The organism is Candidatus Planktophila sp. (assembly GCA_030681675.1).
In the GTDB taxonomy this organism is placed as follows: Bacteria; Actinomycetota; Actinomycetes; order Nanopelagicales; family Nanopelagicaceae; genus Planktophila.
On the sequence record JAUXRP010000020.1, the window covers coordinates 1 to 16,767 of the forward strand.

Below are 16,767 nucleotides of genomic sequence, written 5' to 3' on the forward strand. Positions count from 1 at the left end.
CGAACCCGGAAGTTAAGCCTCTCAGCGTCGATGGTACTGCAAGGGTGACCTTGTGGGAGAGTAGAACGTCGCCGGACTTCTTTTATAAAAAGGGGCGCTTTAACGAGCGCCCCTTTTTTATTTCCCGTGAAGTAATCTTGGCAATGAAGACATTTACTATTAAATAAATTAATCAAAAATTAAAAAGAGGAGTTCTAAATGGAAGAGCGTAGAAACTCACGTCCACCATCTGATCGTCCCTCTAATCCACGTTCTGCTTCTGGTCGTCCATCATCTTCCCACCCATCAAGTGGCGATAGAAAACCATCTGGACCTAATTCCCAACGTCGCCGTGAGGATTTACCGGCACGTGGTGGATCGACATCGCGTCCAGGTGCTCCACGTCAAACACGCGACGGCTCTGACCCGCGCGGTACGCGACCTGCACCAATGGATCGAGATCAATCCAGATTGCGTCCGCGAATTTTCGAACCCGATATCCCTGAAGAAATTACAGGGGAAGAGCTCGATAAATCTCTGCGTGCTGAACTTCTATCTCTCTCGGCCGAGAATGCAAAAGTTGTTGCGCGACATTTAGAGTGCTTAGCGCTCTACGCCGATAGTGATCCACTTCTTGCACACAAACATGGAGTCGCCGCCGCCCATCATGCCGGACGTTTAGCAGTTGTTCGTGAATCTGCGGGTTATGCCGCATATCGTGCAGGTTTTTACGAGATTGCTTTAAAAGAATTACGTGCTGCAAATCGAATCTCAGGAGACGTAACAATGTGGCCAGTAATGGCCGACTGCGAACGCGGATTAGGGAATCCACTTAGAGCACTTGCACTCGCTGGATCTCCTGAAGTAAAACGTTTAGCGAAGGCAGAAGAAATCGAAATGCGAATCGTTGCTGCTGGTGCCCGCCGTGATTTGGGCGAACTCGATGCAGCAGTTGTGACATTGACGTGCAAAGAACTTTCGAACGAGAGTGAAGACTGGGCAATCCGACTTCGTTACGCTTATGCCGATGCTCTCCATGTCGCTGGTCGTACAAAAGAGGCACGCGAATGGTTTGCAAAGTGTTCCCAATTAGATGTTGATCAGACTACTGATGCGGTCGGACGCACGATAGCCTCCTAATCAATCATTTGCGCGAAAGTTTTTAGAATCTCTAATTGCAGAGGTAGAAATTATTTCTTAGCTTAATCGGTAATCTCAATTTTGAGAAAATGGTTGACCCATGGCTTGTCAAGTTTCAGTGTATGAATCATCCAAATATTAGATATGGGGAACGGAAATTTTGATGTCTGATCCCCGATAAAACAATTGAAAAAATCTTGGTGGAATTCTGTATATGTTTTGGAAGGCAAATTTGCAGGTTTATCGCCTACGTTAACCATGAAAGCCGAAACGAAATCAAAACTATTCCTTGAATAGAAAAGAAAGAAACTGTCCGAAGTGCGCTTCAACATTTTGTCTCTTTGCTTGCGAGCGTGGTCGTCTATTCGGTTAGATTTCAACGTTCTCTTTGCTTGGAACAGGTAAAATTTCTGAACCAAGGTTGTACCGATACTTATGTCTAGGAAGATAGCCCCATCTGCCCCCGTTAATGTTTCTTGCGAACCGCGCCCACTGGAGGAAAAATGATTTGCCTGAATGTTTAGACCTGACTCCGTCTTAGGTTGGTTTGAAGCGAAATTATTTATGTGACTTTGAGCGGCCGATAGTAATCGCCCGGTTATGGTGTTTTCTTCGCTAACCGATCCTCTTACGATATCGTTCAACACTTCTTTCTCAATACGCTCAAAAACATCTGCAAAAAAATCTCCAAGTCGCTTGTTAGCGTCCACTGTAACTCCTTCTAGCGACGACTTGCCGCAGTTTAGGCGAATCAATAGAAAAGCGCCTTTTAGTTATTTTCTTGAAAATCGACAAACTCTATTAGCAAAACGCTACTGCAAAACTGAAATAAGTCACATACCGGTGAATGCGTGTCGCTCGATCACAAAATACTCAGCTTTAGACAGTCCACGAGAACGTCGAGTTCTCCGAAAATACGAAAGGGTTAGTTCAAAACACTTTGGAGTACTTCGTTTGTTCCAAAATTCGATACCTTATGCGAGGATTCCTCCATGTATCTGGCTGAATTGAAACTCGTTAATTTTAGATCCTGCTTAGACACGGTGGTTGAGTTTACTGGTGATCTAACTGTTCTTGTTGGCGAAAACGGTTCGGGAAAATCTAATGTCATCGATGCAATTAGACTTTCGACTTTATCCACCTCAGAACGCCCTTCTATTTGGTTCGACCAAGATCGAGATCGAACCTACAACTTGCCGGCTGAGTCAATCGTCAAGATTTCAAATACTTATCACGGTTTGACGGATATGGAAAAGGCCGTATTTATGCCACAACTCGTAGATGGTCACGGTAACCTTGTTTATAATTTGACTTTCAAAACTTCAGGTATGCACTCCCGTTCATCTCGAGCACATTTCACGGTTGGCGAGAACGAACTTCCCGATGCAGAACCCGAGAGTCGCGAGCTTGTTGCACACGTCTATTTACCACCGCTTCGTGATGCCGTCAGAGAGCTTGGTTCAAGTGATGGAATTCGACTTGCGGAAATCCTCCGTGTTCTTTCCGACAACAATACTGAACAGTTTGAATCAGACGCAAACGATATAGTTAAGAGAGTAGCGGAGCTTTCTTTGTCGTTAAAAGTTAAAGAAGCAACGCAGAATGAATTCCAGAAACTAACACACCCTGCTCGAGGCCACGAAATACATGTTGGAAGCCGAACCCAGGAACTAAGAAGATTAGCTGGACTACTTCGAGTCACATTGTCAGAGAATGGAATTCAACAATCTGAACTTGGAGCGAGCGGTCTTGGTCTTGCCAATCTGCTATTTATCTCCATGGTTGTACTGCAACTAGAGAAAGCTCGTAAATATGATTTGACACTCCTCCTAGTCGAAGAACCGGAAGCGCACCTTCATCCTCAATTGCAATCGGTACTCCTCGCGTATTTGCGCGATAGAGCAAGAGAGAGTCAGAAATCAACACGAACAACACATGAACCATCGGGTCGTATTCAAGTAATTGTATCAACACACTCTCCAAACCTTGCGAGTTCAGTGTCTACGCAAAATATTGTGGCCGTTTCTCGTCAGCACTCGAACAACACGGACATATGGTGGACAAAAACTCGCGCACTGAGCAGGGCCGGGCTTAATGATGTAGAGCAAAGGAAGATTGATCGCTATCTCAATGTTACGCGAGCATCTCTTGTCTTTGCTCGTCAAGTGTTTTTAGTAGAAGGAATCTCCGACTCTATAACATTGTTGTCTCTTGCCAAACATGTGGTACTTAATACTGACAAGAACGCAGTCCAGCAAATTGAGAGTACATCAATCATTGCAATTGATGGCGTTGACTTCAAGCCATACTTAAAATTACTTCTTGGTGGTGAATTTTGTCTCGTAGATAAAGTCGTTGTGATCACAGATGGAGATAAGAATGGCAATTCTGTGCCAGGTCAAGATCGTAAAACCGAATATGAGAATCTTTATGTCGAAGCTGTGGATGCCGGAATTCTCAATGTATTTGTCGGCGAATACACACTTGAGGCTGATCTATTCGGTTTAGAGAGTAATGATTCTCTTCTTCGGGCTGCGTATTTGGAAATCCACCCCAGGTCGGCGACCAAGTGGCAAGAAGTAATCGATGCAACTGGAGGAAATAGTGAGTTTCGAGCTCGTTGTTTTCGTGATGCTATGAGAAATGATCAACTTGATATAAGCAAGGGCGACTTCTCACAACTCGTGGCTAGCGCTCTAGAAGCGCAGCCGAATGGAATTTTTGAAGTGCCTCGGTACCTCGACCAGGCGATTAAGGCAGTCCTAATAGAGAGATGAAATCACCGACTTATGGAAATCACTCTTCTACTGGATGGCGGAGTTGATGACGAATGATTCTGATCTAACACCTGAACAAAGAGCAGCGTTAGATCCAAATATCCGTTTAATTGAAGCTTGTCCTGGAGCCGGCAAAACACGAACAATTATCCAACGTTTCAAGGATCACGCTGTTGAATCGAATCGCGCTGTAGCTCTTCTTTCATTCACAAATGCGGCTGTCGATGAGGCGAGAAGTCGATGCAGAGATCGAGTCGACCTGCTTCGTTCTCCACACTTTATCGGTACTTTCGACACTTTTCTCCATCGATACATTGTCACGCCTTCTGTAGGAAGCGCCTTAGGGAAGTCCCCTACGTATTATCAATCTTGGGATGAATTACCCGCTACCATGAATCAAGTCTCGATTAATCGATCTTGGAAATCAATTTCTCTCTCCAATTTTTCTCACGAAAGCGGAGGCACTATAAGCCTTCTAGTAGAAGGCTTGAAAAGAGAAGAAAGACAATTATTTGAATCTTTGGAGAATGACCGGCAACTTCAAACTCTAATCCAGTCGGGAACGGATAAGATTAGAGCCTTCAATGCAAGCGGAATTTACGACAGTGATTCAGCAAGATGGAAGGCTCTTGTGATTCTACGGAGCGAGCGCGGGAACGCCGTTTTGACAAGTTTAGTGAAACGCTTCTCACACATAATCGTTGATGAGTTTCAAGATTGCGCAACGCTTGAACATGAATTTCTTGAAATTCTAACCAATGCTGGAATTCGAATTACAGTTGTCGCAGATCCCGATCAATCCATCTTCGCATTTCGTCAAGTTGAATCCGAAGCGTACGCGAATTATCGAGCTACGATTGCTAATATAGACGTCGTCACATTGACAACGAACTTCAGATCTTCTCCAGTGATATGTGAATTTGTTCAAAACCTAAGATTCGAGCCAGCAACTGTGATGATTTCGGGACAAATCGATAGAATAGGAAATTGCTCATCGATCTACTTGCTTGGAGGAACAGACGAAGAGATTAGATCTAGGTTTCTTTCATTAGCCGATTCTTGGGGAGTACCGTTTGATCAACGTATTTCTTTAGCTCATAGGAGAAGCGACGCTTCCTCGCTCGGTGGTGGTGGGAAGAGTCCTCCTAGGGGAGACGGGAACATGTTGGAAATGTTAAAGAGTCTCTCGATTCTGATTACTAGCGGGAGCGCAGTTATCCGCCGTGAGGCATTGGTTAAAATCGAAAGGCTTGTAACCCAACAATTTGAGTGGACATCCGAACAAAATGCGTTTAGCACCAAACAGAAATTAGAACTCTTGGGAAAAAATGAACTCTGGGTCCGCCTAATGGTCGCCGATATACTTAGTGACATCATCAATTGGAATAGTCCTGATTCAGTTGGGGTTTCAATTCGTAGAATTTTGGAAGAATTTTTCAGAGATTTACCTATTCCAATTAGAGGGGCTCTTGGAAGAAGGTTTGCTAAGCCAAACGCTGAGCTTTGGAGATATTGGTGTGGCAGGAATGCCGACAGGGATGTAACGGCAAAACTCGCTTGGTCGACTATTCATGCTTCAAAGGGTCAGGAATTTGACGCTGTCTTACTAAAAATTCCTGCATCAGTAGTCATGGTTTCGTGGCTGGCAGGCGTTGCGAGTGAAGAACGAAGAGTTTTCTATGTTGGCGCAAGTCGAGCAAGAAAATTGCTCGTTCTGGCAGTCTCTGCTAATCGCTTTCAAGAAGTCAAAGGACAACTGGAAAGCTTGTCACTTCCAATAGTTTGCGAATCTCTTTAGTACCTACACTTTGAAGCACCACAAACTTGAAGAAGGGAATGCCAATTGGTCAATTCAATTATGTTATTCACATGAAGGTGCACTTGCTGCCGCAGGCCGATCCGGTGAAGATCGAGATTAGTTTAGAAAATGTGCATTGCTAGATTTAACTGACTCAACTGACACCAACGATCGCTTTCAGGCCACACTAAATCAGGTTTAATCATTCTCTGACACATTCATTCGGGGTCCAAGTTCAGTTGATAGGACATAAAAAGCAAAGGAAAACCAACACCAAATCTAATACCCAAGATAGTGTGCTTCTCGGGTGATTTCGACGTTTTAATGGCAGTACGGGTAAAGGGTTCGAAGGGCTTGCATTAACGATTGGTGGGGTTGTCCAAGAATTTGCCATCATCAATGGGTATTGTTCAAGTAAGGCAGACATTTTGGTTAACCAAAAAACGTTGCGGAGACCAAAATCGGGGCCACACACGTAAAAATTCTGAGAAAAACTGCGTCGGCAGCCCCCAAATGTCTGTCCCTGTCACTAGTCTCAGCGGAGACAATCGAAACCGAGGTGGGCAATAAGTGTCAGTAAGTTTGGAAGACTTAGAACGCCGACTTTGGGATGCGGCGAATGCCCTACGAGGCCCAGTCGATCCAGCCGATTTCAAAACTTATACCTTCCCTATTCTCTTCTGGAAATGGATCTCCGACACCTGGGACTGGGAACATGCCAAGGCACTCGGCGACTACGGAGATTCGGTCGACCCTCTAGTTGAAGCCGACTATCACAAGTTCACTCTCCCTGCCGGTACCCATTGGCGCGATGTCACCACCAAGACGGCAAACCTGGGCGCTCAAATCAACAAGGCTCTTGGCAAGATCGAGCAAGCTAATCCAGAAAGTCTTGCTGGAATTTTCGGTGACGCTTCCTGGGGCAATAAGGAACGGCTTCCCGAGACTGCCTTAGTCAATCTACTCAATGCCTTTAACGGTATGAAACTCAATCCTGATGAAGTTAGCCATGACCTCCTTGGTCAAGGCTATGAATATTTGTTGAAAAACTTTGCCGATGAATCTGGCAAAAAGGCTGGAGAGTTCTTCACGCCACGCCAGATTGTGCGCCTACTTATTCGCATTCTCGATCCACAAAGCGGAGAGAGTGTCTATGATCCAGCTTCTGGCAGCGGCGGAATGCTCGTAGAAACTATCAATACAGTTCGAGATCATGGAGGCGATACTCGAACCCTTCGCCTCTATGGACAAGAAGTAAATCTAACTACCAGTGCCATCGCGCGGATGAATCTTTTCCTTCATGACATTGAAGATTTCAAAATTGTTCGTGGCGATACCTTGCGATCACCGGGATTGCGAGAAAGTGATGGTCGCATCTCCACTTTTGATGTTGTCGTTGCTAACCCACCGTTTAGTCTTCAAAACTGGGGTGCCGAGATGTGGGCCGCTGATACCCGCTCCTTCTGCGGTGTGCCACCGGCAAAGAACGGCGATTTTGCCTGGGTACAACACATGGTTGCATCAATGAATCCGCAGACCGGTCGCGTAGGTGTTGTCATGCCACACGGTGTTCTCTTTCGCGGGGGAGCCGAAGCAAGAATTCGTGAATGTTTAATCAAAGATGATCGACTTGAGGCCGTTATCGGACTTCCAGGGAATCTTTTCTACTCAACGAGCATTCCTGCATGCCTCTTAATCTTTCGAGCAGACAAACCAAAAAAACGCCGTAAGCACGTGCTTTTTATTGATGGGTCAGCGCGATTCGTTAAGAACCGCAATCAGAACTCGATGAGCGATGACGATGTTGCAACGATCCTTAACGCTTACACAAGTGGGAAAGATCCAGACGGCGATAGTGGGACACAGGTACGTCTGATTCCACTCACCGAAATCGAAGGCAATAACTTCGATCTCAACATTGGGCGCTACTTGAAAACCATCACTGCAGATATAACAGATTTGCCGACTGCGCTAGCAGAGTACCAAACAGCCCGAACGGCTCGGATCGAATCCGAGCGCGCACTTTTCGAACGTCTCACTGCCGCCGGTATCGCAGACTTTGAGGTGGACCATGAATGATGAATGGATGAATGCGACGCTGGGTGCATGCTGTGACTTTGTGAATCAGAAGGCGGATCCCAAAACTCTGCATGCGGACACCATATACATCGGTTTGGAACACATCACTCCAGAAGTTGGTCGCGTTTATCAGTGTGGTATCACCGCTGACGTTTCAAGCATGGTCATCCTGTTTCAACAAGACGATGTGCTTTTCGGACGACTCAGGCCTTACCTCAAGAAGGTGGTTTATGCGCATTCTTCAGGAGTTTGCTCGCCAGAGGTTCTGGTGCTCAGAGCAAGAACAGATGTGATCTCTCCTGGCTTCCTTTACCTTGTTGCATCCCGTGATGCTGCAATCGACCATGCTGTCGCTTTGAGTGCGGGCTCTCGCATGCCGAGAACTGCACCTTCGGACCTTGCCTCTCTTCCAATCTTGCTTCCACCCCTTCCCATCCAGCGTCGGATTGTGGATCTCATGGCACATCTTGATAACCATTTGGCGAACTTGAGGGCCGAGAGGACTGCGGCGAAGCAGCTGCTCGTCGCGCTCCGTGATGACCTGCTTGCGTCGACCTTGGATTGGACTGAATCCACTTTGGGAGACCTAACGAAAAAGATTGGAAGTGGTGCCACTCCTAGAGGTGGAGAGTCGGCCTATGTGCAAGCGGGTATTTCGCTCATTCGCTCGCAGAACGTATATGACTTTCGCTTCCAATGGGAGGGGTTGGCTCGGATAACTGATTCGCAGGCACGATTACTGGATGGCGTGACTGTCGAGTGTGGCGATGTTCTTATTAATATTACGGGCGCTTCCGTGAACCGCGTTTGTTGCGTTCCGGATTCGGTGCTTCCCGCTCGCGTTAATCAACATGTTGCGATACTTCGCCCTGACATAAACGTTCTCGACTCTTCGTTTCTCGCGCATCTGCTTAGAAGGTCGGACTTGAAAGTGAGTTTGGATATCTTGTCTGGTTCAGGTACTACTCGCCAGGCAATTACGAAACTCCAACTCGAATCATTCGTTGTGACCTTGCCCAATATTGCCGAGCAGCGAAAGCGGGCGTCTTTACTGGACGACCAAGTTCGCGTGATTGATTGCTTCTCCAAAGAAGTTGAAGCATTTGTTGTATTTCGAGCAAGAGTCCTAAATGCATTACTTGACGGAGTGGTATCCCTCGCAGCGGACTACGATATTTTCTTGCCCGAGGTGGCGTGATGACGGGCTTCACGGAAACGTCGACAGTCCAATCGTGGTTGATTGGGCGCCTTGTTGAACTGGGATGGACTTATGTTTCGGCCAATGAGTTGCCGCGCATTGATACAGATGTGTTTTGTGAAGAATCGTTAATCGAAGCGATCCAGACTCTCAATCCAAATGTTCGAGATGCTCCCGAGCAGATCGATGAGATTCTGCCGCGGGTTCGTTCGACAATCTTGTCAGCAGTAACAGATGGGTTGCTTGCGGCAAATGAGCGAATGACGACGTTGCTACGTGGAGATACAACAATCAAGTTCGTTGGCAGTGAGGAATATCTACCACTTCGTTTGATTGATTTTGATGTGATGTCGAATAACTCCTTTGTGGTCTCTGATGAAGTGGTATTTGGTACTCCTGGCAACTCTCGTCGCTTCGACATTGTGCTCTGGATTAACGGCATTCCTTTAGTTGTTATTGAAACTAAGACGCCAGTGAAATCTTCGGTCTCATGGCTGAATGCAGCGCGTGATATTGCCAATGTATATGAAGTGGAGCGACCATCATTCTTCTCATCCAATGTTTTGTCGGTGGCAACCGAGGGAAAAGAACTCCATTACGGCGCAGTGGGACAGCCGGCAGAATCGTGGTTGATGTGGGGATCGACAGAAGATCCATACAACCTGGATGGTTTTGCTCGTGTGCATCGCAGCGTTGATCTACTTCTCACGCCAGCGCGCATTCTGAGCATCCTTCGCGATTTCACACTCTTTGAGCAAGTTCCCGGTGGAGGAGTGCGCAAGTTGATTCCTCGCTACCCGCAAGTGGAAGCTGCCGAAGCCATTGTCGAGCGGGTGCTCTCTGGTGGGCAAAAGGGTCTGATCTGGCATTACCAGGGCACTGGTAAATCACTGCTCATGGCATTTGCTGCTTTGATGTTGCTCAATAATGAAGATGTCGGTGGTCCCACCGTTGTTGTGGTTTTGGATCGCTTAGATTTGATTGAACAAATCGAGCGTCAGTTCAAAACTGCTGGTCTGCCGCGTGTAACAACCGCGGTGAGTAAAGATGATTTGCGTGCGATCTTGAAAGAGGATCGTCGCGGAATCGTGCTCACTACAATCTTTCGCTTCGAAGGTGCGGGGGAGTTAAATACTCGCGAAAACATTGTTGTCTTTGTCGATGAAGCCCACCGCACTCAAGAGGGATCTCTTGCCGATGACATGCGCACGGCCCTACCCAATGCTCGCTTCTTTGGACTAACGGGTACTCCGATTTCAGATAAGGAGCGCAACACATTCAAACTCTTTGGTGATGTCAATGATCCAGGTTATGTTCTCAATACCTATTCGATGGAACGATCTATTGTTGATGGGGCTTCAGTACCAGTTCATGTTGAGACACGGCTAGTTGATTTCCATTTGGATCGTCAGGCACTTGATGAAGCCTTCGACCAGATGGCCAATGAAGAAGAACTTACCGATGAAGAGCGCGAGTTCCTGGCCGGCAAAGCCGCACACGTGAAAACAATCCTGCTCAACCCCGATCGCATTGCTGCTGTTTGCAAAGATATTTTGGATCACTTCGAAGCAAAAATCGCGCCCACGGGAATGAAAGCTCAAGTTGTGGCCTATGACCGTGAACTTGTTGTTGCCTATAAAACAGAGTTAGAACGCCTTATCAAGGAACAAGCCCTGCCACATGAAGTTATCATTGTTATGACGGTGGGTACTAGTAAAGATGATCCGCAGTCTTGGTATGAATACGCACTTGATCGCGCGCAAGAAGCTCACGTTAAAGCCCGATTCAATGACCCCGCTGATCCATTGGCATTTATTATTGTTACAGCCAAACTACTCACCGGTTTTGATGCCCCAATTGAACAGGTGCAATATCTGGATAAGCCCCTTCGCAGACATACACTCTTTCAAGCCATTACTCGTACTAATCGGCGCTTCACCCACCCAATTACTGGCCAAGATAAAACGCACGGATTGATTGTCGATTACATTGGTTTGGGCAATCAGATTGGTGCGGCCCTTAAAGCGGCAGATCCGGATACCGGTGGAGCCCGTCCAATTGATATCGAAGGTTTGGCAACTGAATTTGAAGGACGCATCGCACACGCCCTTATCCGATTCGATGGAATCAATCGAAAAGATAACTCCTTCATCGCACTACAAAGCGCGCTACAACGCTTGAACGAATCCGACAGCCGAGACGCCCTTGCAAAAGATTTCACGGCAGTCATCACACTCTGGGAGTTCCTTGACCCCCACGAAGTTCTCGATCGCCATCGCGCAGATTACAAGTGGCTAGCTCAGATCTATGAGGCAATCAAACCCACTGGTGTTTCCAATGCACTACTTTGGCATCGTCTGGGTCCCAAAACTTTGGCACTTGTTCACGGCTACATCACTAAAGTTCATGTGGCCGGCACTGGATTAGAAGAAGTTGTTGTTGATCCCGATGCGATTGAAGCTATACGCAAACTTGTAGAACAAGGCGAACTCGATTTAGATCCAAGGCGAGACTTGTTGGAAAATCCCGTCACCGTTGATGAAGTAATGACGTTGATTGATCGGCGGATCAAACGACTTCTAGCTGAACACCCACATCCGGTCTATCAATCACTGGCAGATGCGATTGATCGGCTGCGCCGACAAGCCATCATGCGCGCAGAAGACTCGATTGAGTTTTTGAAGAAAGCACTGGAAGTTGCACGTGCTGCCGTCATTGCAGAACGTCTTGATGCACAGGGGCGTTTAGATGAAGCAGAACATATTCTTGATCCCAATATTGGCGCGCTGACGCAAATCGTTGAACAGTACAAACCTGCTAATACGCCTGTGATTGTCACCGACCTTGTGTGCGATATCGACACCATTGCCAAGCAAGTCACCTATGCCGGATGGAATGAGAGTCAACCAGGGGATAAGGCAGCACGTCGTGAAATCCGATTGGTCTTACAAAAGTACGCACTTCCTGTAACAGGACCACTGTTTGATAATGCATATGCGTATATTCGGGAGAACTACTGATACTAGGATTCAATCATTTATTTAAAGGAAGGAATTAGATGGCAATATCTGTACAGGACTTATCTCAATGGACAACTCCTGGGTCTAATGCGACAGCGACTAAAACTTATGATTCAGTTAAAAGTGCCCTGGATCGGTCGACTGAATTGGATTCTCTTGATACGGGGACTTTCCTACAGGGGTCATATGCCAACAGCACTAATACAAGGGGGGATTCTGACGTTGACGTGGTTGTGATGCTTAAATCTAGTTTTATCCCTGACCTTAGGAAATTGACTACCGTTGAAAAATCAACTTATGAGTCAAGACACCAGGATTCAACAGAAACAGCGGCGACGTTTCGAACTAAAATCGAGCGAGCGCTTGTTGCATATTATGGCTCTGGAAGAGTTCGTTCAAAAGACAAGTGCTTATACGTTCCGAAGGAAGACGGTTATGTAGACGCCGATGTGATTCCTGCAATTCAGGTTAGAAAGTTCACTTCATATCCAATTGTGGGAGAACCAACGTTTACTGAAGGAATACGCATTGCACCACTCACTGGTGGGACGATAGTTAATTACCCAAAGGAGCACATACAAAATGGTTATTCGAAGAATAAGAGGACGAATGATGTTTACAAACCAACTGTACGTCAAATAAAAAGACTCCGTCGTTTTGCCGTCGACCAAGGAAGGATGAGGGAAGATGGAACTTCGAGTTATGTTTTGGAATGTCTTGTCTATAACGTGCCTGATGAGTTTTTCGTTTCTGATGACGGCATTCGTGTGCAGCGGATAATGAAGTGGCTTTCTAGCCATACTGCCGAAGAATTACATTCTGATTTTGTCTCCTGTGATGAGATCCATACACTCTTCGAGACCGATCCGGGAAAACATAATCAATATACGGCGGCAAATGCACTTAGTGCCATGTATGGGATGCTGTAGCCGTGCACGCCTACAGCAAAGATGAGGGAAATATGAGTGCAGCATTGGGCACCCTCGCATTTCTTTCAGTAACAATCGCAATGGGTGCTAATTGGCTTCTTTCACACCTAAACGTGAAAGAAGCTTGGTGGTTCAGTGCACCTACTGTGGCAACTACCTTTGGAATTCTTTACCTTCTCATGGACAAGGCAGCCTGGCGATGGAGGTTCGTGCGGAGACTCGGGTTGGTCGATACTCCAATTGTTGAAGGGGAGTACGTTGGAACCCTAGAGTCCACCTACCAAGGAACAGTTCTTCCAGTAAAAATTTCGATAGACCAAACCTGGAATCGAATTGCAGTTAGATTCCAGGTTAGCGAGCCAAAGACATCCACTTCATATTCGATGACAGCTGGTTTGGGAAAAGTAGGACATGACATTGCTCGCCTGACTTATACATACAGAAATCAGATAAAGCCTGGAGTGGCTGATAGTGATATGAACGATCACGACGGTACAGCAGAATTGAATATCAATTTCGAAACTGGCTCTGCCATGGGCCGTTATTTTAACTTCCGAGGCAGGCAAGGATCTCTCAATCTTGAACGATCCAAATTTTAACCATAATGTCAATTGGTTTAGGTGTATCTGTTGCCGAGGCAGACACTGCAAACAATCATCTTCAAGCACCATCAAAACAGTGGGTTCCAAATACCAAAATTCGAGGTCGTTGCAATGACCGCTTGAGATCAAGTAGAAGCCAGCCCCATAGTTCGCTGCCAATCCTGCAGAGTATTCTGACAATTACTATGAGCGAAGGGTCTGGTATATGAGTCTAAGTGAGCTGGATTTGGGTGGGGTTTGGACAAGCTTAGACAAGAGTTTCTCAGCAGTTGGTGTTGGTTCTCTGGTGAATGACAAATTCGAAGTTGTCGTTTACAGAGATCAGGTTCCATTTGGAGAAGTTCTTAATCCAACACTGCTAACGCTACCAGTGCTTCACCTCGAGAATACTTCAGTTGGAGGATCTCTGCTCGATGTGCGCAACTCAAATACAAAAACTAACTTAAATGGAATTGTTGCACTAACGCTAGAGAGTTATGAATTTGTCCGGGGGGTGCTCGTAGATTCAAGAGATGAAGCATTTAGTGATTTGTGGAGTATCACAAGTGCTGCGCTGACACCCTTGCGTCAATCTGTATGGGGGGAGAACGTCATGCAAATCTCAAGACGAGAATTTTCTGCAGGCAATATATGTATTACCATTGACCCTGCGAAGTCTGTAGCAATTTCTCGACTTGAAAGCACCACGCGATATAGCCATACGATGACATTCAAAACGAAAGAGCAATTCTCGATTGGACGATTCCTAACAGAAATCGCTCAACCAACAATAGCTCTTCTTGAGATCTGCTGGCAACGCCCGATTGGTGCTGAAGCTATGCATGTTGTATTTAAAGGCAAACCTTGCGAAATCATCGCAACTTATTTGCAAGAAAAGGGGACAGAGAGAAATCTGAATGCGATAGTTCCGCTCATATACTCCGATCAGATGGATTGGGGTTTGTGGTTTGCCTTTTGCCAAGAACACAGAAACGTCGCTCTTCTTCTCGCAGATTTGTTAGCTGGTGGTACTGGCTTTTTGCAGAATCAGATGCTCAATATCTGCGTGATTCTTGCAGATCTAGCGAAAATAGGTAAATTTATTCCTGCTTCACCAGGTTTATTGGACTCTAAATGGCACGCAGCACGACAGGCAGCCATAGCGGCAGCTGATTTGTCAGGGTTTAAAATTTTGGTCTCAAGCAAACTGCCGAGGAACCGTATTGCAGCTCTCGGAGCTGTTACAAACTTTGTGATGCAGACAGTTCAGGAGTTAGGTATTAATTTGCCGAATCCAGAGTCGGCTGGAAGGGCGATAATCGATGCTCGGAATCCAGTCGCACATACGTCTCAGTCGATCGGTGATTTTCAAGAAATGTTAATCTTGTTAAGAGGAGCCACTGCGCTGGCGACAATTGGACTCTTCCGCGCTGTGTTCGGTGACGAAACGGCGAGAGAAACTGCCACGAAACTGGACGATCAGTTGACTGAACTTGATCGCGTCGCTTCTGAGATTGATCAACGAAGATGACTTTACTTTTGTGCGAATAATCTTCTCAGGGAGCGCATTGCAGATGGGGATCCGCATTCAGATTATCTGATTAAATAGTCTCACACGCAAGCATTCACTGAATCTGCGCAACGGGAGTTTCAAGCATCTGCTGAGCTCGGACTGATTGCGACTACGAATGCCATGGGCAAAACGGTTGTGACTCTCGAAACTTCAAATCCAGAATTGAAGAAGAGAATTAATATCTCCGTTGTTCGTAGGGCGTTCAGTATCAAATAAACAGACCCATTTTCGATGCTACGCAAACTCGGTGTTGGTTTTACTTAAACACCAGCGCCAGAACTAACGAGTAGTTTCACATCACTCAACTTAGATCTTATTGAGTGGTGTTCTTAGTAAATACTAATGAACTTAGTTTGGACAGCACTAATCAGAAACTCCTGAGTAAGTTTCACTTTCCTGTGTTCCGTACTCATTCGAGGCCATCTAAAATTAAATCGAGAACGAATTCGAATTCAACTTCGTGATTGTGAACGGAGTCGACAATAACGTGACTAAAGTTGGGACACTTATCAACCATTTGTTGAAGGAAAATTGCATTGATTTCAGGACTGGCAGCTTGCCTTCCTGCTTTGAGAATTAACTCTTGGAGAGTCGATCCAAATAGATGATTATCAATAGCGTGAAGTGCGTGATGGGTAAGTTGATTCGAAAATTTCGCTGAACGCAGTACTCCAGTTATCGATTCTGCATATTCCAAAGAAGCAGTACTAATTTTAGGGCGCGACATGCTTAATGCGCAAAGCCATGGGAGAGCCCAGAGAGTTTTATGAGCAGAAAGTGTGCATTGCCGCATACGAGGCGGTCGGGTTTGTAGGCATCTCGGTCGCCACCCTGGTCGCCATGGGGCAGATGAAGGCATTTATGTTTCTTGGCTGGTTCGCCGCCGAGGTCGTGGGTTTGTTCTTCTTCGCTCTGGTAGCGCCACTTGAGCGGTTGTTCGCCACCGCGTTCAAACTCCGCCAGGAGAACGAACTCACGGTCTGAGCCGTGCCGAAAACCATTTCAGATTCGCGAAGCTCTGCTTCTGTATCGCCCAACAAATTAGATTTATAGCATCACAGACCTGCACGAACCAACGGCCCTCATGTGGCCAGTGTGTAGATATTTATTCAATAAATACTAAAGCCCCGAGCAGGAAGTATTTGCCGGCTAGTAGGGTGGTTCTATGCCTGAATTGCCAGAGGTTGAAACTATCCGACGGGGACTTTCACACCTTGTGTGCGGATACCGAATCAATGAGGTTCAAGAGCTGCACGCAAGAGTTCGCAAGAATTCCTCTCTTTCGCCAATCTCGGCCGTTGCAGGCGCGCGAATTACTGGGGTAAATCGACGCGGTAAATTTCTCTGGTTTGAACTGGATCGACCAGAGGTGTTGGTCGCTCATCTTGGAATGAGTGGTCAATTTCTCATTGCGCAAATAGATCGACCAGTGGCAAGGCACGTGCGGGCCTTATTTAAGATCTCTAAAGGCTCACGGAAAAAAGAGTTGGTCTTTAACGACCAGCGCACTTTTGGCTGGCTCTCTGTGGAAGAACTTGCCGATGGAACCCCTACCTCCGTGGCCCACATTGGACTAGATCCCTTCGACCCAGGATTCGACAGAGCCATGACAATAGGAAAATATGCGAAACGAAATGTGAAAATTAAAACCGCTCTGCTTAGCCAAGGAATTATGAGTGGGGTTGGCAATATC

The 16,767-nt window shown here is 46.4% G+C and carries 13 protein-coding genes and 1 rRNA gene; 12 read left to right on the top strand and 2 right to left on the bottom strand.

The window, feature by feature from the left end; genetic code table 11:
- Together rrf and Q8K48_06065 are read left to right on the top strand one after the other, a co-directional pair.
- A 5S ribosomal RNA gene (gene rrf / locus Q8K48_06060) occupies nucleotides 1-77 on the top strand; the annotation flags it as partial.
- 121 nt (nucleotides 78-198) lie between these two features.
- Nucleotides 199-1,119, top strand: coding sequence for a hypothetical protein (locus Q8K48_06065; protein MDP1851965.1), 921 nt, complete (start codon nucleotides 199-201; stop codon nucleotides 1,117-1,119).
- A gap of 62 nt (nucleotides 1,120-1,181) precedes the next feature.
- Here Q8K48_06065 and Q8K48_06070 read toward each other — a convergent pair whose 3' ends face one another.
- Nucleotides 1,182-1,829, bottom strand: coding sequence for a hypothetical protein (locus Q8K48_06070; protein ID MDP1851966.1), 648 nt, complete (start codon nucleotides 1,827-1,829; stop codon nucleotides 1,182-1,184).
- Nucleotides 1,830-2,111: 282 nt separating this feature from the next.
- Between Q8K48_06070 and Q8K48_06075 the strand changes: the two genes are divergently transcribed.
- The 8 genes from Q8K48_06075 to Q8K48_06110 all read left to right on the top strand — a co-directional run bounded on the left by Q8K48_06075 (nucleotide 2,112) and on the right by Q8K48_06110 (nucleotide 15,032).
- Nucleotides 2,112-3,896, top strand: a complete 1,785-nt coding sequence (locus Q8K48_06075) for an AAA family ATPase (protein MDP1851967.1) — start codon at nucleotides 2,112-2,114, stop codon at nucleotides 3,894-3,896.
- Nucleotides 3,897-3,942: 46 nt separating this feature from the next.
- On the top strand, nucleotides 3,943-5,694 hold the full coding sequence (locus Q8K48_06080; protein MDP1851968.1) for an ATP-dependent helicase: 1,752 nt from the start codon (nucleotides 3,943-3,945) through the stop codon (nucleotides 5,692-5,694).
- A 570-nt stretch (nucleotides 5,695-6,264) separates the two neighbouring features.
- Nucleotides 6,265-7,773, top strand: coding sequence for a class I SAM-dependent DNA methyltransferase (locus Q8K48_06085; protein ID MDP1851969.1), 1,509 nt, complete (start codon nucleotides 6,265-6,267; stop codon nucleotides 7,771-7,773).
- Nucleotides 7,766-8,971 carry a restriction endonuclease subunit S gene (locus Q8K48_06090; GenBank protein ID MDP1851970.1) on the top strand — a complete coding sequence of 402 codons (1,206 nt, stop codon included), beginning with the start codon at nucleotides 7,766-7,768 and terminating at the stop codon, nucleotides 8,969-8,971. The genes Q8K48_06085 and Q8K48_06090 overlap by 8 nt, the downstream gene beginning before the upstream one ends.
- Nucleotides 8,971-11,991, top strand: coding sequence for an HsdR family type I site-specific deoxyribonuclease (locus Q8K48_06095; protein ID MDP1851971.1), 3,021 nt, complete (start codon nucleotides 8,971-8,973; stop codon nucleotides 11,989-11,991). The genes Q8K48_06090 and Q8K48_06095 overlap by 1 nt, the downstream gene beginning before the upstream one ends.
- A gap of 38 nt (nucleotides 11,992-12,029) precedes the next feature.
- Nucleotides 12,030-12,920 carry a nucleotidyltransferase gene (locus Q8K48_06100; protein ID MDP1851972.1) on the top strand — a complete coding sequence of 297 codons (891 nt, stop codon included), beginning with the start codon at nucleotides 12,030-12,032 and terminating at the stop codon, nucleotides 12,918-12,920.
- Between the two features lie 32 nt (nucleotides 12,921-12,952).
- Nucleotides 12,953-13,519: a hypothetical protein gene (locus Q8K48_06105; protein MDP1851973.1), complete on the top strand. Its 567-nt coding sequence runs from the start codon at nucleotides 12,953-12,955 to the stop codon at nucleotides 13,517-13,519.
- A 208-nt stretch (nucleotides 13,520-13,727) separates the two neighbouring features.
- A complete protein-coding gene (locus tag Q8K48_06110) occupies nucleotides 13,728-15,032 on the top strand; it encodes a hypothetical protein (GenBank protein MDP1851974.1) in 1,305 nt (434 codons plus the stop codon).
- Nucleotides 15,033-15,483: 451 nt separating this feature from the next.
- Here Q8K48_06110 and Q8K48_06115 read toward each other — a convergent pair whose 3' ends face one another.
- Nucleotides 15,484-15,801: a TetR/AcrR family transcriptional regulator C-terminal domain-containing protein gene (locus Q8K48_06115; GenBank protein ID MDP1851975.1), complete on the bottom strand. Its 318-nt coding sequence runs from the start codon at nucleotides 15,799-15,801 to the stop codon at nucleotides 15,484-15,486.
- Nucleotides 15,802-15,806: 5 nt separating this feature from the next.
- On the opposite strand from Q8K48_06115, the gene Q8K48_06120 reads away from it, so the two are divergent.
- Together Q8K48_06120 and Q8K48_06125 are read left to right on the top strand one after the other, a co-directional pair.
- A complete protein-coding gene (locus Q8K48_06120; GenBank protein ID MDP1851976.1) occupies nucleotides 15,807-16,058 on the top strand; it encodes a hypothetical protein in 252 nt (83 codons plus the stop codon).
- Nucleotides 16,059-16,239: 181 nt separating this feature from the next.
- The coding region (locus Q8K48_06125; protein ID MDP1851977.1) for a DNA-formamidopyrimidine glycosylase family protein at nucleotides 16,240-16,767 on the top strand (528 nt) is incomplete at its 3' end.

Coding starts and splice junctions, on each gene's coding strand:
- Q8K48_06065 (MDP1851965.1), top strand. CDS start 199: ATGGAAGAGCGTAGAAACTCACGTCCACCATCTGATCGTCCCTCTAAT.
- Q8K48_06075 (MDP1851967.1), top strand. CDS start 2,112: ATGTATCTGGCTGAATTGAAACTCGTTAATTTTAGATCCTGCTTAGAC.
- Q8K48_06080 (MDP1851968.1), top strand. CDS start 3,943: ATGACGAATGATTCTGATCTAACACCTGAACAAAGAGCAGCGTTAGAT.
- Q8K48_06090 (MDP1851970.1), top strand. CDS start 7,766: ATGAATGATGAATGGATGAATGCGACGCTGGGTGCATGCTGTGACTTT.
- Q8K48_06095 (MDP1851971.1), top strand. CDS start 8,971: ATGACGGGCTTCACGGAAACGTCGACAGTCCAATCGTGGTTGATTGGG.
- Q8K48_06100 (MDP1851972.1), top strand. CDS start 12,030: ATGGCAATATCTGTACAGGACTTATCTCAATGGACAACTCCTGGGTCT.
- Q8K48_06105 (MDP1851973.1), top strand. CDS start 12,953: ATGAGTGCAGCATTGGGCACCCTCGCATTTCTTTCAGTAACAATCGCA.
- Q8K48_06110 (MDP1851974.1), top strand. CDS start 13,728: ATGAGTCTAAGTGAGCTGGATTTGGGTGGGGTTTGGACAAGCTTAGAC.
- Q8K48_06115 (MDP1851975.1), bottom strand. CDS start 15,801: ATGTCGCGCCCTAAAATTAGTACTGCTTCTTTGGAATATGCAGAATCG.
- Q8K48_06120 (MDP1851976.1), top strand. CDS start 15,807: ATGCGCAAAGCCATGGGAGAGCCCAGAGAGTTTTATGAGCAGAAAGTG.